Origin of the sequence: Geobacter hydrogenophilus (assembly GCF_018501225.1) — a bacterium.
GTDB classification, from domain to species: domain Bacteria; phylum Desulfobacterota; class Desulfuromonadia; order Geobacterales; family Geobacteraceae; genus Geobacter; species Geobacter hydrogenophilus.
This window is the reverse complement of the sequence record NZ_JAHCZI010000012.1, coordinates 60225-79620: the sequence shown is the minus strand read 5'-3', so window position 1 is coordinate 79620 and position 19396 is coordinate 60225. Positions and strand designations below refer to the sequence as shown.

Annotated in this window: 19 protein-coding genes; all 19 read right to left on the bottom strand. The window is 50.8% G+C overall.

Features of this window, described 5'->3' with window-relative positions; genetic code table 11:
* Nucleotides 1–10 precede the first annotated feature (10 nt).
* On the bottom strand, nucleotides 11–847 hold the full coding sequence (locus KI811_RS15510; protein WP_214187385.1) for a glycosyltransferase family 2 protein: 837 nt from the start codon (nucleotides 845–847) through the stop codon (nucleotides 11–13).
* Nucleotides 844–1752, bottom strand: a complete 909-nt coding sequence (locus tag KI811_RS15505; protein ID WP_214187384.1) for a class I SAM-dependent methyltransferase — start codon at nucleotides 1750–1752, stop codon at nucleotides 844–846. The genes KI811_RS15510 and KI811_RS15505 overlap by 4 nt, the downstream gene beginning before the upstream one ends.
* A 42-nt stretch (nucleotides 1753–1794) precedes the next feature.
* A complete protein-coding gene (locus KI811_RS15500; RefSeq protein WP_214187383.1) occupies nucleotides 1795–2997 on the bottom strand; it encodes a glycosyltransferase family 4 protein in 1203 nt (400 codons plus the stop codon).
* Nucleotides 2998–3016: 19 nt separating this feature from the next.
* Nucleotides 3017–4018, bottom strand: coding sequence for a glycosyltransferase family 2 protein (locus KI811_RS15495; protein WP_214187382.1), 1002 nt, complete (start codon nucleotides 4016–4018; stop codon nucleotides 3017–3019).
* Nucleotides 4019–4083: 65 nt separating this feature from the next.
* Nucleotides 4084–5124: a glycosyltransferase family protein gene (locus KI811_RS15490; protein WP_214187381.1), complete on the bottom strand. Its 1041-nt coding sequence runs from the start codon at nucleotides 5122–5124 to the stop codon at nucleotides 4084–4086.
* Nucleotides 5105–6376, bottom strand: a complete 1272-nt coding sequence (locus KI811_RS15485) for an ABC transporter ATP-binding protein (RefSeq protein WP_214187380.1) — start codon at nucleotides 6374–6376, stop codon at nucleotides 5105–5107. Before KI811_RS15485 ends, KI811_RS15490 begins: the two co-directional genes overlap by 20 nt.
* Nucleotides 6377–6383: 7 nt before the next feature.
* Nucleotides 6384–7229, bottom strand: a complete 846-nt coding sequence (locus tag KI811_RS15480; RefSeq protein WP_246551804.1) for an ABC transporter permease — start codon at nucleotides 7227–7229, stop codon at nucleotides 6384–6386.
* Between the two features lie 91 nt (nucleotides 7230–7320).
* Nucleotides 7321–8067, bottom strand: a complete 747-nt coding sequence (locus tag KI811_RS15475; protein ID WP_214187379.1) for a glycosyltransferase family 2 protein — start codon at nucleotides 8065–8067, stop codon at nucleotides 7321–7323.
* Nucleotides 8067–9122 (bottom strand): glycosyltransferase family 2 protein, encoded by a 1056-nt coding sequence (locus KI811_RS15470; protein ID WP_246551803.1) that lies wholly within the window; start codon nucleotides 9120–9122, stop codon nucleotides 8067–8069. The genes KI811_RS15475 and KI811_RS15470 overlap by 1 nt, the downstream gene beginning before the upstream one ends.
* Nucleotides 9119–9919, bottom strand: a complete 801-nt coding sequence (locus KI811_RS15465; protein WP_343213606.1) for a decaprenyl-phosphate phosphoribosyltransferase — start codon at nucleotides 9917–9919, stop codon at nucleotides 9119–9121. Before KI811_RS15465 ends, KI811_RS15470 begins: the two co-directional genes overlap by 4 nt.
* Nucleotides 9920–9960: 41 nt before the next feature.
* Nucleotides 9961–11688, bottom strand: coding sequence for a glycosyltransferase family 39 protein (locus KI811_RS15460; RefSeq protein WP_214187376.1), 1728 nt, complete (start codon nucleotides 11686–11688; stop codon nucleotides 9961–9963).
* Nucleotides 11672–12556: an ABC transporter ATP-binding protein gene (locus KI811_RS15455; protein ID WP_214187375.1), complete on the bottom strand. Its 885-nt coding sequence runs from the start codon at nucleotides 12554–12556 to the stop codon at nucleotides 11672–11674. Before KI811_RS15455 ends, KI811_RS15460 begins: the two co-directional genes overlap by 17 nt.
* Entirely contained in the window at nucleotides 12553–13401 is an 849-nt protein-coding gene (locus KI811_RS15450; RefSeq protein WP_214187374.1) for a hypothetical protein, read from the bottom strand. The genes KI811_RS15455 and KI811_RS15450 overlap by 4 nt, the downstream gene beginning before the upstream one ends.
* Nucleotides 13398–14201 (bottom strand): ABC transporter permease subunit, encoded by an 804-nt coding sequence (locus tag KI811_RS15445; RefSeq protein ID WP_214187373.1) that lies wholly within the window; start codon nucleotides 14199–14201, stop codon nucleotides 13398–13400. The genes KI811_RS15450 and KI811_RS15445 overlap by 4 nt, the downstream gene beginning before the upstream one ends.
* 78 nt (nucleotides 14202–14279) lie before the next feature.
* Nucleotides 14280–14627, bottom strand: coding sequence for a hypothetical protein (locus KI811_RS15440; RefSeq protein WP_214187372.1), 348 nt, complete (start codon nucleotides 14625–14627; stop codon nucleotides 14280–14282).
* Between the two features lie 20 nt (nucleotides 14628–14647).
* Nucleotides 14648–14857: a type IV pilin protein gene (locus KI811_RS15435; RefSeq protein WP_214187371.1), complete on the bottom strand. Its 210-nt coding sequence runs from the start codon at nucleotides 14855–14857 to the stop codon at nucleotides 14648–14650.
* 217 nt (nucleotides 14858–15074) lie between these two features.
* A complete protein-coding gene (locus KI811_RS15430; RefSeq protein ID WP_214187370.1) occupies nucleotides 15075–16451 on the bottom strand; it encodes a sigma-54-dependent transcriptional regulator in 1377 nt (458 codons plus the stop codon).
* A gap of 50 nt (nucleotides 16452–16501) precedes the next feature.
* Nucleotides 16502–18145, bottom strand: a complete 1644-nt coding sequence (locus KI811_RS15425; RefSeq protein WP_214187369.1) for a two-component system sensor histidine kinase NtrB — start codon at nucleotides 18143–18145, stop codon at nucleotides 16502–16504.
* Between the two features lie 9 nt (nucleotides 18146–18154).
* On the bottom strand, nucleotides 18155–19372 hold the full coding sequence (locus tag KI811_RS15420; RefSeq protein ID WP_214187368.1) for a type II secretion system F family protein: 1218 nt from the start codon (nucleotides 19370–19372) through the stop codon (nucleotides 18155–18157).
* Nucleotides 19373–19396 lie beyond the last annotated feature (24 nt).

The window sequence follows — 19396 nt, the reverse complement described above, 5'->3', positions numbered from 1 at the left end:
TGACTATGATCTATTTAAAGATGCAGCGCGTAAAGTGCCGCATTGACATCCCCCAGATTCGGCAGATGTTCAACAGCTTCCACTGCCAAGGACATGCCAGCAAGATGAAGATGGTCCACATAATTGGATTTACCGATGATTTTTTAGAGAAATAGTCCCGCATCTGAGCGCGAAACGAAAGTCCTCGAAAATCATGATAACCTGTTTCTTCCTCATCGACCCGCAGACAGAGGGACTGGTCGGTCTGCAGTTTGAACCCCAGCCTGTACGCACGCATGGTGAATTCGTAGTCGGAGGCGTAGTGCGGCAAGATTCTCGGATGAAACCCACCAATGGTCAAGAAATCAGCCACGCGGAGAAATAACCCTCTTGTTGAAAGGCAATTGATCAAATCCGGTTTCTCGGCTTGCTCAAACACAAAATGCTTCCAGTCGACACGGACGCCGGCATCAATGAGCAAGCCGCTTTTCTTCCCATAGGCGCAAGCCAGCAACAACACTTTTTCCGAACTTTGAAGCATGGAAAGTGCTTTCTCCAAAAAATCAGGCTCAAATTCGGTATCATCGTTTATTATCAGGACCACATCTTGAGGATCCAGTGAATTGGTTTCCAACCATCGGAAGCCCCCCTCCAATGCCCCCGCCCACCACCAATTCCCGTTCCCCCGTATAATTGTAACGTCAGGAACTTCACTCTTAACCATTTCATCCGTTCCGTCGCTTGACCCATCATCCAACAGAATCAGTCGGTAATCGGCATAAGTCTGACGCTTTAGGCAGGCTATATGGCGTCGGGTAACTTCCCTCCTGTTATGAACAGGCAATAGAATATAGACGGTTCGCTTCATAGTTTACTGAGCTTAAACACAAAATTGTCGCCGACACCAACAGCATCAAAGAAACGGGTTGTTATATGATTGATCCCGGTCTGGTGAAATTTTTCCAACAAACGCAACGCTGCCCTTTTTGTAAAATCTTTATCAGCGCTCGGCGTCCAAAAAATTGAAGGAGTACCCATGGGAGGGATGGCAAAAAGATGGCTCCATTGAAAATGAAGCCAATCCGAACTGGTAATTGTCACGCCGCCAACAAAATCGAGCCCGGCGCGGGCGGCGGCAACCCGTATCGACTTGCGGGAAAAAAAGTTGACATGATACGGAGCATGCCAGTTAATCCAGCGCCGACCGAAAAATTTAGCCCCCCATCCGGCAGCGTTCGGTGTGCTGATTATTACCATACCGCCGGGTTTCAATATCCGAGCAACCCCCGAGAGCGCAGCAATGGGGTCCGATAAATGCTCAATAACCTGATCAAGGGTCACGTAATCGAAAAAATTCTGCTCATACAAAGAGCAATCGAAATCTCCGACATGCACCTTGTAGCCGAATTTTTCAACGACTCTCTTGATGTTTTCATCCAGTTCAACGCCATAAGCGTCGCAACCACGTGATTCATGATACCCAAGCGTCTCCCCAAACCCACAACCGATGTCAAGCACGCGTACATTGCGCGGTACCCATCTGAACGCAGATCGATATGCTCCCTCATACCAGGCGCGTAATCTGCCCACTTCGACATGTTTGTGATAGTCATCAAGGCTAAATGAGGAACGGGGATAATAATTACTGTACAGGTCTGAGAGTTCCGCCCGTGAAAATTCATGAGACAGACCTATGTGGCCGCAAGAACGGCATGAGTTGAGGTCAAATTCTCCGACATAACCGTAGCGGTCATCGTAAAGATGATATTGCACCTTCATATCATCAGAGGCACAAAAAGGGCACTTCATCGAATACTATTTCCAGCAGCGCATTTTTTCTGAGTAATCATCCAACGCCATCCGAATAATCTCCCAGTAATTATCCTCGGTGAAAGTGAAAACCTTCTGCCTGCCCCTTTCAACCAAAGTCTTTACTTGATCATCGCCCTTGATTACTTTAATAAGTTGACGGGCAAGGCTTTCGGGATCGTGTAAATCCAGTAGAAGCGCAGCTCCAGCCACCTGCTCACGTAAGCCCGGCAGGTCTGAATATAAAACTGGTACCCCAAGCATGAACGCCTCGAGCGGCGGGATATTCGTCGGCCCAAAGTACGTCGGCATGACCAAAGCCAGCGACTGTTTGTATAAACACGGCATTTCCCTGTTATCAACAAAACCGACATAGTGAATAAGTTCTCTGATGCCCAATTCATCTGCCTTACTCAACACGAATTCAAGATTGCCTTGATCAGAACCCGAGAAAATCGCATGCAAGATTATTTGGTATTTTTCCTTCAAAATTTTCAATCCATGCAAAATATAGACATGGTTTTTGTGAGCCCAAAACTGCGCTGGATAAAAAATATACTTATCGGGAATATTGTACTTTTTTTTGATATCAATAAAGCTCAGCGGCACATCCTTCTGTGCCGTCTCTAAAATAGATTCTGCAGGAAAAAATGGAACAACCATTATCCTGTCGCTGTCTATATTGTATCGCCTGACAATGTTTGCTTTTCCGACTTCTGAATCAGTAATAATTCTTGCTGCCTTGGGAAGCACGTATTGAAACAACCCCTCTCTCCGTTCAAATTCACCAGATCTCCTCACCTCAGGAAACTCTGCATGATCCCTATGGCATAAATCCAGAACCGTAAAAATATAGTTTATTCTTGAAACCTTCAAGGCTAATTCTGAATGACTTATGAAATATAACAAATCAATATTGTAATTATTCAACAGAATATCGAGTTGAATAGACAACATATTATCATTTCTTATAAATTTTGATGCTACCAATTTCGCTATATATGACAGTTTATATTGTTTGACATTGGTAATAAGAAGTAACTCAATGCCTAATTGTTTAAAGTGATCTACATTTCTTTGGTTCGTCGTAAAAAACTTAAAATTATATTCGGGACAAGAGCGTTCGTTAAGTATTTTTATAATTGACAAAGCATGCTGAAAATTTCCGCCTATTTCGATATTGTGCTCAATTATTACAGCTATATTCATAATATCGCCCAATCTCAGACTACTGATTCAAAGGTTCCAGGTAGTTTTCTTTGAGAACCCAACTGCGGACATCACCGTCGGTCAAGAACCGATGCAGGTGCCACATAAAACCCTCGTGATACGCCTGATCGATATTTGCCCTCACAAAGGCATCGGCAGGCAGAAGGGAGCCGAGGATGTGCCTGAATATGGCACTGCGCATCAATCGCCCAAGAGGACGCAAATCCATGACAATCTTATCATTATCCGAAGGATTCAGCCTCAATCGAGTATACGAATCTGAGACGCCCTGAGAGAACGCCCGCTTCCTGAAGTAATCAACCGTCATTCTCGATTTTGGAACAAAGTGGAACACGCTTGCAGACGGAACATACACCGAACCGTATCCTCTCGCGGCAATGAAACGTGAAACATGACTCTCACCGTCGCCGCGCAAATGGAGCAATTGGTCCGGCATGGAGTCGGGATGAAAGCCGCCCGCTTCCAGAAGAACCTTTTTCCTGATCGAGAAGTTGCACCCCCAGACATAAAAGGGATCGATCTCTTTTTCATGGTCTCCAAAGTCCAGTATGCTCAGGTAGCTCAAGAAGCGCTCACCTTCATTATCCCCGCTCCAAAGTCGTTTGAGCCACCCCGGCGGTTCAACCTCCCATCTGGGGAGATTCCTGCCGCCGACCAGTGCAGCATTATGCCGGGTGAATCCCTGCCATACGCCTTCGAGCCAGCAGGGAAAGGCTTCAATATCATCGTCGGCAAAGACAAGAAATTCAGCACTTGCTTCGCACATTCCCCGATGCCTGGCATTATGGAGACCTGGCGCGGGTTCCTGCAGGTAGCGAAGGTTCGCAATGGAATCCACAAAACTGTTAACTACTTCGGCCGTTTCAGACGTCGGGCCGTTATCAACCACTATTACTTCGAAAAAGTCTTGGCCAACGGTTTGAGAAGCGAGAGAGATCAATACCCGCTTCAAAAATACTGGCCTATTTCGCGTAGGAAGTATCACTGATAATTGAATCATAGGATTGCATCCAACATGCTGAAACCAATACGATCCATAGGCTGCAATTGTTGGAGAAAATAATATTATCTTCTCAACAAGCTATTAACCAAACCACATAATCCTACTGTAGAATAATAAAGCGGCCGACTGTTTTTTGCCTCAGACACTTCTTGTATTTTTGCCAAGAAAGTATCACATAATTCAGTTATTGAGTACTGATCTGTTATAGCATGTTGTGCTTTTGACAAGTATTCATTACGTATTTCAGGATGCTTAAGCAGCACTAACAAGTGCTGCACTTCTTCAATTGACTCGAAAAGATATTCCTTGACCCCACATTTTGAAGCCAGTCTGAAATAATCAGGTGTATTAGAAGCAATAACCGGAAGACCACACATGATAGCGGTCGACATCTTATTAGCGCTCTTAGCATTAGTGATAACTGATCCGTGATGACTAAGCAGAGCCACATCGTTATTAGTTATATTTTGAATAAAACTATCGTATTCCCATGCAACAAGATTGCATTGTACATTTAGCCGCTGCTGTATGTCCGGTATCTTGTCGGTAATAACCGTTAGTTTTATTCCTTTCCATAAAGAAATAGCATTTAGGATGTCGTATGGTATGTTTTCACTAAAACCAAACCATACTACACGAAGAAATTCTGACGAAGAATGATCGCGGGAAATCGGAACTTTGAGCCCGTAATCTATTGGATTCTCAATTACAACTGTCTTACCCTCAATTCCACCACAGCGACTAACTGTCTTATAAAGAAACTCAGCCTGCTCAGGAGTTGCTGTTGTTACGATATCAGCGAGGTGAGCTAGTCTCTTTACATTACGCACATATAAAGGGGCATCGAAAAAATCATCAATATCGAAAACTAGTACCTTGTCATAGCGCCATGCCACTTTTCGAGCAAGCGTTATGGCCTCATCATCAAGCCTTTTTTGGATAACAAGCACATTATGTTTAACTGTCAGACCAATAGAACTTTCATACCCTCGACGACAAAGTTCCTCATGCATTTCGATGCAACGGAGCCTTGAACTGGCAGTTTCGTTACCTCCACACGGCAGCCAGGCAAATGTTAGGTGGTTACCGGCGTGCGCTACCATCTTTGAAGAATCTCCAGTCACCCTTCATAAAAATAACTCCGTGTATTTCTGATGGGATGACTCCTGTTCCATAAACATCACCCTCTACCACATCAAAAGTGCAGATTCTATCCAACGCAATCGATAAACCATCGCCTCCTGCCGAATAGTGAATACTAATGTGATATCTTCCCGGCAAAAGAGCCAGTTGGTCCATTGAACAGCTTATCCCCCCTCCTCCCCGAGTCAGTCTGTGTACAAAATCAGGATCCTGTTGATTTGGTGAAAGTATGCATATCGTGCGTCCATAGTCGTCGAGGACATGCAAACCGAACCTTATATATGAACTAACGTCACACATCGAATACTGAAGGGAAAATGTCACCCTGCTACCGGCGACGATATTCCGCGTTGATCTGCCATCTACCTGAATGTCGAAACCCGTAATAATAAACGGCCTGCCTGACGATGCAGAAACATCATTCAAGAATATTTCTCTTTCTCGAGTTGAGTTCAAATAAGTTTGTACAACAAGATCTACATCGCCAGAAATTACTACAGCACCTTTATCTAACAAAATAGCTGATTGACATATCGAGGTAATTAATCCCATATGGTGGCTAACAAGAATGACTGTATTTCCATTTGATGTCACATCATTAATTTTATCAACACACTTCTTCTGAAACAGAGAATCTCCAACTGCCAGCACTTCATCCACTATCAATATTTCCGGCTCCAAGTGAGCAGCAACTGCGAATGCCAAACGCACATACATTCCGGAAGAATAACGCTTTACTGGAGTATCCAAAAATTTTTCAATCTCGGCGAAATCAACAATCTCATCAAATTTCTTTTTGATCTCCATCCGACTCATCCCGAGGATGGCACCATTGAGAAAAATATTCTCACGCCCTGTCAGCTCAGGATGGAAACCAGTCCCCACCTCAAGAAGACTCGCCACTCTCCCTCTGATCCTGACACGCCCCTCCGTCGGCTCGGTAATTCGGCTCAAAATCTTGAGAAGCGTCGACTTACCCGCTCCATTGCGGCCGATGACGCCGATCCTCTCACCCTGTTTAATATCGAACGTAACATCCTTTAGTGCCCAAAACTCCTCAACCTGAATACCTGAAGCATTAGAACGTGGAGATGATAAACGCCTTCCAATCGCACGAAAACCATCGGAAATAACATCGCGTAAAGCCGTGTAAGACTGATGGCTGACAAGGTATTTCTTACCGAGATTTTCAACTGATATAACGCTGTTCATAGCCTTGTCAGATAATATCGGCAAATGCCTGTTCGGTCTTCCTGAAATAACGGATGCCAATCACAAGAAGCAGGGCGGTACCGGCGGTCGCAAGCATAAGCCCTTGCCAGTGAAGCTTCTGCCCTCCACCGAGAATGGCCCAGCGAAATCCGTCGATCACGCCAACCATAGGATTCAGTGAGTAGATGAGTCGCCATTGCTCTGGAACCACCGAACTGCTGAAGCCGACCGGCGATACGTAGAGGCCGAACTGAACAATAAAGGGAACAACATAGCGAAAATCGTGATATTTAACATTGAGAGCCGCCAGCAATAGCCCGCTCCCAAAGGCGAAGAACAACGCAAGCAGGAAAAAGAGAGGAAGCGTCAGTATCCGCCAGTGCGGCAACACACCATACCAGCACATGAGCAGGAAAAGCAGCGCGAGCGAGATCAGAAAATCCACCACACAAACAATGATCGAACTTGAAGGAACTATCAGACGGGGGAAATAGACCTTTGAAAGTAGATTGCTGTTAGATACAAGAGAGTTGCTGCTATCGGTGAGAGCCGTGGCGAAGAATTGCCAAGGAAGCATAGCGGCGTAAACCATGACCGGATAGGGTGCGCCTTGGGATGGAAGACCGGCAAAGGTCCCAAACACCAGCGTGAAAACAACCATTGTCGTCAACGGTCGAAGGATGCTCCATGCAATGCCGATGGCGGTCTGCTTGTACCTGACCAGGATATCGCGCCACGCCAGGAAATAAAACAGCTCGCGATAGCGCCAGACATCGTGCCAATAGCGCCCTTCGGTGCGTCCGGCCTCAATGATGATCTCTTCACCTGCATGGTTCCCTGTCCCTGGGTTCATACCTATTACCTATAGCCGCAACAATGAATGTTCGAACATCTCAAGCTTTCGTAAATGCTGCAAAAAACCTGCCACAACCCAGAGCCGCTCATTACTCTTTCCTGATGGACGTGAACAGCTTTAGCAGGGGCAAGCATCGCACGGCTCCGTACCCCAATAAAGCAAGCCCCCACCAGAGCAAACCGAAATTCTTCCGAACAACCGCAACGGACTCTTTAAAGTTCGGGTGATCGCTGACACCTCCAGGAAGTGCGGCGGACTGAAATTCGGGTGCATAACGAAATCGAACCCCGAGCTTCATCAATCTTTGGTTAAAGTCGAAGTCTGCGTACCGCGGCAGCGACAAATCGAAAGGCGGCAATGGGTGAAGCATTTTGGGCACCAGCAATGCCTGGTGATGAAGGCTATTGTAAATCCGAAGCCTCCAGTCGGCTGAAGGAAAGAATTTTCTGTTCCCGCTCAAGCCGACAGTCCCACATACGACCTCGCCACAAGACGGTTCCGACAGAGTTTTCGGTAGAGACAAGAGCAGATCACCGGCTCCGAGGAACAAAATGTAACTGTTCTCGTCGGCCAACTTCCAGCCTCGGTTCATGGCGTCATAGATGCCGTAGTCCGGCTCACTTGACCAACTCTTAAGGTAATTCTCGTATTTTTTTATTATTTCGACGGAACCGTCAGTGGAACCGCCGTCGACAATACGATACTCCAGCCGGTCGTAATTCTGAGCAATTATGCTCCTGATGGTCTCTTCAAGCTCTGCAGCGCCGTTGCGGACAACCGTTATGACCGTAATGAGAGGTTTAGCGGCGTTTGACAAGAAACTTTCTTCGGTCATCACGGCTTTCCGGATACCTGTTCGTATCCTGTTCTATGGTCAACCATTAACCTCATGATCATTCGTGCCCTATCCCAGCGCCCCAGAAGCAATCTGGTGAGAAGCGCGCCCAACAGCATGAGATAAATGGCCGGCAAAGCATATGGGTAAAATTTGCGCGTAAAATATATTCTGTTTCTCGTGCTGAAATAATCACACAACATGCTTTTCCTGCCTGGATTGCTGCTGGTTCCGATGCTGCTTCCCACTTTGTGGAATACGATGCTCTCAGGCTCATACATCAGCCTGTACTTTCCCTCGGCACGAATCGCCCAGTCGGTTTCCTCAAAGTAGAGAAAATACTCCTCGCACATAAGGCCGACATCTTCCAGGAACTTTCGAGACACCACCATGGATGCGCCGACGACATAGTTCATCAACTTTTCTACCCGCCGTCCAGCAAGAAGCCTCATAGGGTGCCGGAAGCGTCCGATATGCCAAGGCAGCCCGATCCACTTGCAGTAATACCCCCCTCCCTGAGCCTGTACCCGTTCCGGCCGTTCGTAATGGAGCAGAGTAGACCCGCAGATTCCCGCAGCCGGATTCTTGTTCATCCCGGCAACCATAGTCGACAGGGCATCCTGGTGTATCACCGTGTCATTATTGAGCAGCCAGACATAGTCGAAATCTCCCTTGGCAAGGGCATACCTGAGCCCCACGTTGTTGCCGCCGGCAAATCCCAGATTACCGCCGGTGCCGATCAGCACCAACCTTGCCTTACCATCATCGGCGGCACCGCCTCCGGCCTCCGCCTCTCCCCGGCCGTACTCAACATAGGGCAGAGGCTTAGGGACGGGAGGAAAGGAGTATTCCCGCAGGCTCCCCGGGCAAGGCAGAATATCGAGTCTGCCCTCCGCCCACGCCTTGATCCGCTCCAGCGAACCGTCAACCGATCCATTATCGCAAACGATTACCCGGAATGCGGAATAGCTGTTGCGCATGACCGATTCAAGACACTCAATCGTATCACGCCACCCGTTCCAGTTTACCAGAATGATATAAACGCTTCCCCTCAAGAGTAGATGCTCCAGGCTACCACTATCGCCCATGTCAACGAGATGAGGCTCAAGGGAAAATCCTTCAGGAGCGACTCCGTCGGGTCGCCGTCTAATCCCGACTTAACCCGAAAAAGGTAACGCAACAGTCCGAAGGTGCAGAGCGGAACCGTGTAGACCAAGGGATAGCGTGTTAAGGAGTACATGGTGTAAGTCACCAACACTGCGCCGCCGGAGAGGTACAACACCCCATCCAAAAAACCGGGAGGATAAACAACGAGGGACTTTCTGTGCCTACCAGCTGTTTCACCGAGCAGTTTTTTCTCACCGTAGCGCTTGCCGGTACTCAAGAAAATTGCAAGGAGAAAGACGCTCAGAAAGAGCCATTGCGATATAACAATGCCGAAAGCCTCTCCTCCCGCCTGCAACCGAAGCAGAAAGCCAGATGAGATGCAGCAGATGTCGACGAGGGGAAGCTCCTTGAATTTGAACGAATAAAGACTTGAAATTATAAGGTACGCCAACAGCAATACAAAAAAAAGAGTAGAAATCTTCAGTGAAAGAGTGATGGCCCCTGCCGCAAATACAAAGGCAAAAAATGCGGCAACCGTCACCTTTACCTCCCCTGAAGGGAGAGGGCGAGTCTTTTTTACTGGGTGATTGCTGTCATTGGCACAATCGAGGATGTCATTTACGATATAGGTACTGCTGGATGCCAGGCAAAATGCAATGAATGGCCACACACCTCTCTCGGGAATACCCGGCTGAAACATCTCTCCCGCAAGAAAGGGGGGAAAAAAGAGGATTAAATTCTTCACCCACTGGGTGGGACGAAGCAGACGTATATAAGCAGCCGCCCTCACTTTTTCGTAAGCCTTTCAGCCAGCTTACCCGCCGCTTCCTTATAGTAGGCTCCGGCAGGTGCTTCAACGTAGGCCCTGCGGAAACTCTCCTGCGCCTTCTGCTTCTCTTTTATGATCAGATACATCTGTCCGTTGTGATAAAGAGAGAAGGGATCGCCGTTTCGGTCATACAGAACGCTGTTGATCTGAATCAGTTCCCGAGCCAACTCACCCAGCATCGGCCCGGCGGTGCTGCTCAGACACTGAATATCAACACCTCTCAGAATCTGCAAAAGACTGGTCTCAGCCTGCCGAACGTCACCGATTTCCGTGAGCAGTAATGCACGGGAATCCTGAAGTGATTTACCCTTCAGCCGCACTCTCAAAAGGTTGTACCGCATACTCGTACTGTCGCCGGCATTGTTGCTGTTCAGCTTTATCCCCGCCTCCAACTGATCCGCCGCTTCGTTGAAATCACCCTTCTTAACAAGTTCATGCGCCAACCCGTTCCTGAGGGTTCCAAAATCAGGCGATTGCCGAATGGTATCCTGCACGAGACGCCAGTTGTCCTGCCAGACCATATTCCGTTGGACCGTCAGGAAAGCTGCAATGGGGATGAGAATCCAGAGAACAGAAACGAGGGCGTCGGATCGTCTCAGGGAAGAAATTGATACGCAAGCAGCCCCCATTCCCAACACCAGAAATGCCGTAGGGAGATAGAGGTATCTTTCAGCCACCGGTGTCCACGTCATGCGTGCGTGAACGGCGAGTATCGCCGGCAACAGCGCAAAGAGTACCCCTGCCGCATAGGGAGCGTAATTCCTTTTACGGCTGATAATATAGAGAAGCAGCAAGAGTGCGGGCACACCAAACCAGAGATAATGGCGGGATACGCTGCTGATGGCAAAGGATAAGGGCAGAGGCAGAAAGAGTTTTTTTAGGTAGAAGCCTAAAATGGAGAAAGAGACTGAAGCAAAGCCCAGCCAGTCGGTCGGTTTCAACTGCATAATCTTCGAGAGATTGTTCGTGTCGCTTCGGAAGAGGAAATGAGCCAGGAGCGCGAAAGTCATAACCAGGACCATTATTCCCCACGGGATCAGCGACTTGAAAATAATCCGTGGAGAGGGAGTATCCGACTTCCCAGCACGGTACTCCACGTAGAAAAGTATGGCGACGACGGGAAGGAGGGCTACAGCCACTTCCTTGGAGAACAACCCGAGCAGAAACAGCAGCGCCGAAAGGTATTGGTACCCCGCCCTTTTCTCCTGCAGCCCCTTCAGCAGAAACAACAGAGAGCAAAGAATAAAGAAAGTCGCCATCGGGTCGGTCCGACCGGCAATCCAATTCACCGCCTCGGTGTTTATCGGGTGAAGGGCAAACAGAAGAGAAAGCATAAGGGGAAGTTCACTGTTCCGACAGGCCGGCGTACACAGGTTCCGGCGCAGGATAAGAAAGACGAGCACGACGTTGGCTGTGTGGATAAGTATGTTTTCCAGGTGCAGGAAACTTTCTTCCATCCCCCACAAGACGCCGTCCAGATAGTATGAAAGGTGGACCATGGGCCGATAGTAAAAACTCCAGCCCGGCTTGAGGAGCTCCCACAATGTCGCAGTGCGGTTCACACCGAACTCGTCGATGATGGCGGCATCGTCGACGATATTCACTCCTCCAAAGATGGAGGGATAGTAAACCCCCAGTACAACGAAGACAAGGAAGCAGATCTTGGCCCTATTCGACAGCGACATACTCTCCTTTCGCCACGATGTCGAGGAAAAACTTCTCAATATCCTTGCGCTTCGGCTCGATCCTTTCTATTTCAACATCCGATGCCGAAAGATCCGAAATAAAACTCTTGAGACGCTCCTTCTCGACGAACACCTCTTCTGTCACCATCTTGTCACGCACCAACTGTATTACATAGCCCTCAATTCCGCTCTGCAGTATGCTTTGCACATGGTCAACCGCCATGAGATTGCCGTTGACTATGATCCCTACCCGATCACAAATAATCTCAACGTCCGACGTAATATGAGTGCTGAAAAAAACCGTCTTGCCCCGGCTCTTGAGATCTCTCAGGATATCCTTAACAAGAGCCCGTCCAATCGGGTCGAGACCGCTCATTGGCTCGTCCAGGATATAGATATCAGGGTCGTGGAGAAGCACTTGCGCAAGGCCCAACCGCTGGATCATACCTTTGCTGTAATGGCGGATAGCGCGGTTCGCTGCGCCCTCAAGGGCCAACAGTTCAAGAACTCTGTCTGTTTCCTTTTTCACATCGCTTTTATGCATAGAGAATGCCCTGCCGACAAAGGCAAGATACTCTCGGGCAGTCATGAAATCGAGAAATGATGGATTTTCTGGAAGGTAGCCAAGCCGCTGCCGTGAAGCCGAGTTTATAACAGGCGTACCAAAAATTTTCGCTGTCCCGCCTGTGGGTTGGATCAGCCCCATCAAGATCTTAATGGTCGTGCTCTTGCCAGCCCCATTGGGACCGAGAAAACCGAAAATTTCGCCCGGAGCGATCGTCAGGTCGAGGCTAGACAAGGCCTTGACGATCTTCTGACGCTTGCCACGGTACGTTTTACACAATCCCGTGATTTCAAGTGCATTCACTTTTCCTTGCCCCCAAATGCAAATTTGCTGGTTGTGCGAACCTTACCGTCCTCTGCAAGGTAGAATTTCCCGCCATAGGGATCGACCGGAATCTCGGTGAGTATATTGGCAGCAACCAGTTCAGACAAATCGGACGGGCGACACTTCCGCTCCCGCTCAAACCGCACCACGGCATCCTCCAACAGAGAGACCGCCTTGAGGGCTTTTTCCCGTATTTCGTACATCGATTGTATCTTCTTATCTTTGGACCCTTTTCTCATGGTCTCCAGAAAAAGGATTCCGAGCTGGTTCTGACCCGATTCGTAAAAATAGCGCGCTGCAAGTTTGGTAAAAAGGGGATCCCCCGAAAGCTCTGCGGCATTTTTCATGTATTGGGCAGCCTTGCGGTAATCCTTCAGAAAATAGGCGGAGTTGAAGCCGGCAAAGAACGGAAGGTAGTAATCCCATGTCCGGTATTTCATCCCGTAGTCGAGAACGGCATTCACCTCGCGTACACGCCCCACCTCCCAAGTGAAGGCAGCTTGCGTGAAATAGTAGGCGTCCATGTTGTACGGGTCAAGTTTCAGGGCAGTATTGACCGTCTTGAACATATTGTGATGTTCCACGGGCAAATCGATTTTCTTTGTGAACTTCTCCACAATGGTCCCGTAGTAGAACAGGACCTTAACTATTGCCAATTGGGCAACGAGGCTGCAATGATCCGCCGAGGCAATCTTGAGAATGCGGGCATCGGGGGTGTAGCCAAGCTTGACGGCAACCGGACGGTTCCTCAGGTAGTCGGTAAACGGGACGACAACAGCGCCATAGGAAATGAGAAGAATGAGAAAAATTGCCTTCAACTTCACGGCAGCTCTCTCCGGGTGAAGCTCCATACAGAAAGGCAGAGGAGTATTGACGTATAAACGATAAAATACAGGAAAGTATACAGGGCTCCCTTAAAGGGAAACGGGAGACCATAAATCGCCGCAACCTTCAGGTTGAAAGCGGAAAAATTCGGCAATAGATAATAGACGATGTTGATCACCAGCTTTGCTGCGGGCGTTAGTGACTTGCCATAATCACCGGAGATGTATTCAATCACCTCCTGGCTCGCGCTCCCTGCGAAAAAAATCGCCACGGAACCGAAGAACGGGAAGAAAAATGAGGTGCTAACAGTCGAAAGGAAAAGCGCCACGGCGGACAGAAGAATGTACTTGAGGCAATCCATCCCGATGGCTCCGATAATGTTCATCCAGTGGATCGGAATGTCCGAAGGGTACTGCGCAGCAGAAATTGAAATTGCCGGAAGGGCAAGTGCCCCCAGGAGCATGGTGCAGCAGACCAGTGTGACGGCAATGCCGGCAAACTTCGCAACAACAAACGTCGCCCGGGAAACCGGCAACCCCAGAAGAGAGCTCGTGTAACGTTTCTCCACATCCCGCCAGACGGAGGAGGCCCCCTGCAGAACCGAAACCAGCAGCAGAAGGAGTGAAATGGTAGAAAGACAGAGAGTTACGGCGAGTTCCTGTACCTGTCGCATGGAAAAAAGACTGAACGACGGAACCAGAAGGAAGAAGAGGAGTGCAACGATCAGGATAGCCAGAAAGATCCTGTCCCGAAGGATCGAACGGAAATTGGCCGAGAGGAGATTCACGAAAGTGGCCATAAAAAACCCCTAAAAAAGAACAACGGGATGTATCACTGGAGCATACATCCCGCAGGTTCGTTCATGCCCGAGAAAAAATTACTTCACCGGTGTCCAGGTGCTATCAAAGTTAGCGGAGGCGTCAGAGGAAGCAGGTGCGGCGGGAGTAGTTGTTTCTTTACCTTCCGCCATGAAAATCCGGGTGTCACCGGAACTGGAAGCGTAGGTCTTGGTGCCGCTGGTATGGGAGGTGCCGATCACGTATGCAGTCCCATCTGTGTTGTTCTTGTACTCACTGGTTACGTTTGCGGAAAACTTGAGAGTAGCTTTGATTGTGGTTCCTACTTCCTTGGTCCCATTGGAGTCGGCAGCCGTATACGCAGCAAAAGCCGAGCCAGCACCCATCAAGGAAACCGCCACACATACTGTAAGAATCTTAACTTTCATCGTTATCTCCTTTCCGGCACTTAGTACGGATATTTTTGATTATCTGCGTAGCTGGATTCGAGGGCAGTCTTCGAGTTCTTGAGGTCGCTCTGGGCTGCGGAATTGTACGCCTTTGCCCGGTACGCCGAGAACTGCGGAATCGCAATTGCCGCCAGGATGCCGATGATCGCCACGACGATCAACAGTTCGATGAGGGTGAAGCCTTTCTTGTTCCTGAGTTTCTGTAGCATGTGCATCTCCTTTCCTGTGTGTGCTTCTGGTGCGTCTTGGAATCAGGATACTTGGCCAATTATCCGTTTAGTCCTTAAACGTTGCTTCTCAAATAGCAAAAGCCAGGCCAATCACTCATACACCAAAACACCAATAATTTCAACCTGCTTACTCACAAAAAAACAAACTTCACATCTTTGGTCACTGGAGCATGACAAAATTTGTCACTCTTCTAAATCATTCCTCATCCATCCCGAACTTGGCCAGACGGTAGCGGAATGAGCGAAATGTGAGGCCGAGAAACTCGGCCGCCTTTTTCTTGACCCCGCCGCACCGCTCCAGGGCTTGGAGGAGAATCCGCTTTTCGATGCCATCCAGGTACCCTTCCAGGTCCATCCCTTCGGCAGGAATCTCGAAGTCGCCGACCGGCGCCGTTGCTGACTTCTGGTTCCCCCGGACCTGGGGCGGAAGGCTCTCCTCGGAAATGGTCCCCCCCCCAAGAACCATGCACCGTTCCACCAGGTTCTCCAACTCGCGCACATTCCCCGGAAACGGATATGACATGAGAATCTTCAGGGCGCCAGGGGTGATAATCTCTCCGTTGCGGTGGGACTGAACGTACTTGCGGTAAAAATGCTCCACCAGAAGGGGAATGTCTTCGGTCCGCTCCCGCAGGGGGGGCATCTGGAGTTGGACCACGTTCAGCCGGTAGAAGAGGTCTTCCCGGAAGGAGCCTTCCCGCACCTGCTCTTCCAGGTTGCGGTTGGAGGCGGCAACGATCCGCACGTCGGCCTTCTGGTCGGCTACTCCCCCTACCCGCCTGAACTCCTTTTCCTGGAGGACCCGCAGGAGCTTTGCCTGAAGCTGGAGGGGAACTTCGCCGATCTCGTCGAGGAAGAGGGTGCCGCCGCCGGCCTGCTCGAAGAGGCCAGCCCGGTCGTTGATGGCGCCGGTGAAGGAGCCCCTCTTGTGGCCAAAGAGTTCGCTCTCCATGAGTGTCTCGGGAATGGCGCCGCAGTTCACCGCCACGAAGGGCTTGTCCTTGCGGGGGCTGTTGTAGTGGATGGCCCGTGCCACCAGTTCCTTGCCGGTGCCGCTCTCGCCGAGAATCAGGACGTTGGCGATGCTGGGGGCCACCCGCTCGATGAGGGAGTAGAGTTCCCGCATTTTTTTGCTTTTGCCAATGAGGCCGCTGAAGCCGTACCGCTCCTGGACCTCCTGGCGCAGACGCTGGTTTTCCCGCTTCAGGTCCCGTTTTTCAAGGGCGTTACGGACAAGAACCTTCACCTCCTCCACCTTGAAGGGCTTGGCGATGTAGTCGTAGGCCCCCAGCTTCATGGCCTCCACGGCCTGCTCGGCGGTGGAGAAGGCGGTCATCATGAGGACAGCGGTGTCGGGAGAGTTTTCCTTGATCCGCCCCAGCAGGGCAATGCCGTCCAGACCGGGCATCTTCACATCGGAAATGACCAGATCGTAAGTAATTGAGTCAAGGAACTCCAGGGCCTTTTCCGCACAATCGGCCTGATCCACCGCGTACCCCTCGCGTTTGAGGAGAATGGCGAGAAATTCCCGCATGCTCAATTCGTCATCGACAACCAGTATTCGTATTTCCATGACGTCTCTCCCTGACGGTTAGATGGGACTGTTGCATGAGTCTTTGCTGTTCAGTTATTTCCCTGGACAGGAATAAATATGATGAATATGGTTCCGGCCCCTTCCGCGCTCTCCACGGTGATCCTGCCGCCGTGGGCTTCGATGATACGGTAGACGGTGGCAAGGCCAAGGCCGGTTCCGCTCGCCTTGCTGGTGTAAAACGGCTCGAAAATCCTGGAAATGGTTTCCTGGTTCATGCCGGAACCGTCATCGGCAACGGTTATCCGGTAAGCGCTCCGCTGTTGGCCGTCAGAGCGGATCTCGTCGATTCGTTCCGCATCAACGGTGATCGTCCCCCCCTCGCTCATCGCCTCGGCTGCATTCACGAACAGGTTCCAGAAGACCTGCCGAAACTGGTCCGGGTCAATCGGAAGGGTAAAATCCGGTTCCACACGATTGATAATCCTGACTTGTTCGAAACGCCGGTCCGGTGCCACAAGGGATACGATCTCCCCAACAAGATCAGTCAGGTTGACCGGTCCCTTCTCCGGCTGGCTGGGTCGGGCATAGGCGAGAAAATCGGTTATGAGGCCATTGAGCCGGTCAGCTTCCCGCAGGACAATGGCAAAGAGTTCCCGGTCGGCTTCGGGAATCCCGTCTCCCTGGGCGATGAGTTGAGCCGATCCGCTGATGGCTGCCAAAGGATTGCGGATCTCATGGGCCATACGGGCCGAGAGTTCCCCGATGACGGCAAGGCGGTCGGACCGCTTGAGATTCTCTTCCATCCGCTTGATCTGGGTCAGGTTCTGAAAATTGATGAGCGTCCCCGCGCTCTCCTCCTCCTTGCCGGCAAGGGGGACGCTATTGAAACCGACGATGAGCTTGCGGCCGTTTTTCGACAGCAACTCAAAGACTCCCCGCTTGACATTGGAGAGGTTCCCCTCGTAGAGGCGGAATCCGGGAAAGATGTCATAGAGGTCTCGATCGTAGGCATCCTCCTGGGTGATGCCGGTAAAGGTCTCGGCGTAGTGGTTGAATACCCGGATGCGCCCCTCGGCGGTGACGGTCAGAAGACCGCTGGTGAGGTTGGAAACTATGGCGCTGTTAAGCCGTTCCAGTTCCTCGTAATCAATGGCCCGTTTTTCAAGTTCCGTCTCGCTTTCCCTGGCCCGCTCGGCCAGATACCCTGTCAGGAGCGCGGTCAGGAAGAAGGCTACAATATTGATGAAGATCGTATAGAAGATATAGTTCGTGCCATAGCTCTGGGCTACGAGGGGGCCCAGCCCAATGGATACCAGTTGCCCGTAATACTGCAGATCGATGATCCCGCCGTAGATGATGGCGCAGAGCGATGCCGTATAAAAGGCCTCCCGGCGCGCCAGTAGGACGCTGGCACTGATGATCGCCAGAAGATAGAGAAACGAGAAGGGGCTGGAAATTCCCCCCGTATAGAGGATAAGCCCCGTAACGAAAAGGATGTCCCAGATGATCTGCGCATAGGTTAGGGGAAGGCGATATCCCCTCGCCAGCTTGAGGATCAGGAGCGACAGGATGGAGAAGCCGTAGGTGGCAACCAGGATGGCGGTTATGCCGTCTAGGGCCTGTTCGCCGAGGGTGCCGGTCCCCCGCGCCCGCAGGACAATGGTGGAGGCAAGAAAGAGCGAAACCACCACCACCCGGGCAAGGATGAACCATACGAGCCGTTCCCTGGACATCGGCTCCGGCTAGCCGCCGACGGCCCCGGCAAGCTTGAAGATCGGCAGGTACATGGCAATGACAAGCCCGCCCACAACGGTTCCCAGGAAAACCATGAGCATCGGCTCCATGAGGGCCGTGAGGGCGCTAACAGCATCATCGACCTCGTCGTCGTAGAAGTCGGCGATCTTGCTCAGCATGGCGTCCATGGCGCCGGTGGCCTCACCGACGGAGATCATCTGGACCACCATGGGGGGAAAGACGCCGCACTCCTGGAGCGGTTCGGCCATGGTCTTACCTTCGGCGATGGAGCTCCTCACCTTGTAGACCGCCTCCTCCACCACCTTATTGCCGGCGGTTTTGGCAACGATCTCAAGCCCGTCCATGATCGGCACGCCGCTGGAGATGAGGGTGCCGAGGGTACGGGTGAAGCGGGCCACCGAAACCTTCCGGATGAGGGGGCCGGCAATGGGGGCCTTGAGGGCAAGGGTGTCCAGAGTCTTCTTCCCGTTCGGCGTGGCGTAGTACTTCTTGATGGCCACGACCACGGCGAAAATGAGCCCGATGATGAGGAGGATGTACTTCACCACGAAGTTACTGAGGGCGATGACGAATTTGGTGGGTGCCGGCAGATCGCCGCCGAAATCGGCGAACATCTTGGCAAAGGTGGGGATGACGAAGATCAGTATGACTGCCACGACGCCGATGGCAATAGTCATGATGGTGGCCGGGTAGACCATGGCCCCCTTGATCTGCTTCTTGAGCTTCATGGCCTTTTCGATGTAGGCGGCCAGTCGGTTGAGGATGGTATCGAGGATACCTCCCACCTCTCCGGCGGCAACTAGGTTCACGAAGAGCTGATCAAAGACCTTGGGATGCTTCGACAGGGCGTCGGCAAAGGTTGAGCCCCCCTCCACCGTCTCTTTCACCTTGATGAGAACTTCCTTGAAGGTCGCGTTCTCCTGCTGGCTGGAGAGAATATCGAGGCACTGGACCAGCGGCAGGCCCGAGTCGATCATGGTGGCAAACTGTCGGGTGAAGATGACGAGATCCTTCGTCTCCACCTTCTTCCCGAAGCCGGGGAGCTTCAGCTCCATGCTGAGCCCTTTCCCCTCCTCCTTCACGGAGATGGAGCCAAATCCGAACTTCTTGAGCTGTGCTTCCACGGCAGCGGCGCTCGCGGCCTCCATAACCCCCTTCTGAGCCGCTCCGGTCCTGCTTCGCGCTTCCCAACTGAATTTCGGCATTGCTATCCTCCTGCTTCCTTCCGA

Coding starts and splice junctions, on each gene's coding strand:
- KI811_RS15430 (WP_214187370.1), bottom strand. CDS start 16,451: ATGGAAATACGAATACTGGTTGTCGATGACGAATTGAGCATGCGGGAA.
- KI811_RS15420 (WP_214187368.1), bottom strand. CDS start 19,372: ATGCCGAAATTCAGTTGGGAAGCGCGAAGCAGGACCGGAGCGGCTCAG.
- KI811_RS15460 (WP_214187376.1), bottom strand. CDS start 11,688: ATGTCGCTGTCGAATAGGGCCAAGATCTGCTTCCTTGTCTTCGTTGTA.
- KI811_RS15500 (WP_214187383.1), bottom strand. CDS start 2,997: ATGAATATAGCTGTAATAATTGAGCACAATATCGAAATAGGCGGAAAT.
- KI811_RS15425 (WP_214187369.1), bottom strand. CDS start 18,145: ATGTCCAGGGAACGGCTCGTATGGTTCATCCTTGCCCGGGTGGTGGTG.
- KI811_RS15485 (WP_214187380.1), bottom strand. CDS start 6,376: ATGAACAGCGTTATATCAGTTGAAAATCTCGGTAAGAAATACCTTGTC.
- KI811_RS15510 (WP_214187385.1), bottom strand. CDS start 847: ATGAAGCGAACCGTCTATATTCTATTGCCTGTTCATAACAGGAGGGAA.
- KI811_RS15480 (WP_246551804.1), bottom strand. CDS start 7,229: ATGAACCCAGGGACAGGGAACCATGCAGGTGAAGAGATCATCATTGAG.
- KI811_RS15475 (WP_214187379.1), bottom strand. CDS start 8,067: ATGACCGAAGAAAGTTTCTTGTCAAACGCCGCTAAACCTCTCATTACG.
- KI811_RS15495 (WP_214187382.1), bottom strand. CDS start 4,018: ATGATTCAATTATCAGTGATACTTCCTACGCGAAATAGGCCAGTATTT.
- KI811_RS15440 (WP_214187372.1), bottom strand. CDS start 14,627: ATGAAAGTTAAGATTCTTACAGTATGTGTGGCGGTTTCCTTGATGGGT.
- KI811_RS15435 (WP_214187371.1), bottom strand. CDS start 14,857: ATGCTACAGAAACTCAGGAACAAGAAAGGCTTCACCCTCATCGAACTG.
- KI811_RS15445 (WP_214187373.1), bottom strand. CDS start 14,201: ATGGCCACTTTCGTGAATCTCCTCTCGGCCAATTTCCGTTCGATCCTT.
- KI811_RS15490 (WP_214187381.1), bottom strand. CDS start 5,124: ATGGTAGCGCACGCCGGTAACCACCTAACATTTGCCTGGCTGCCGTGT.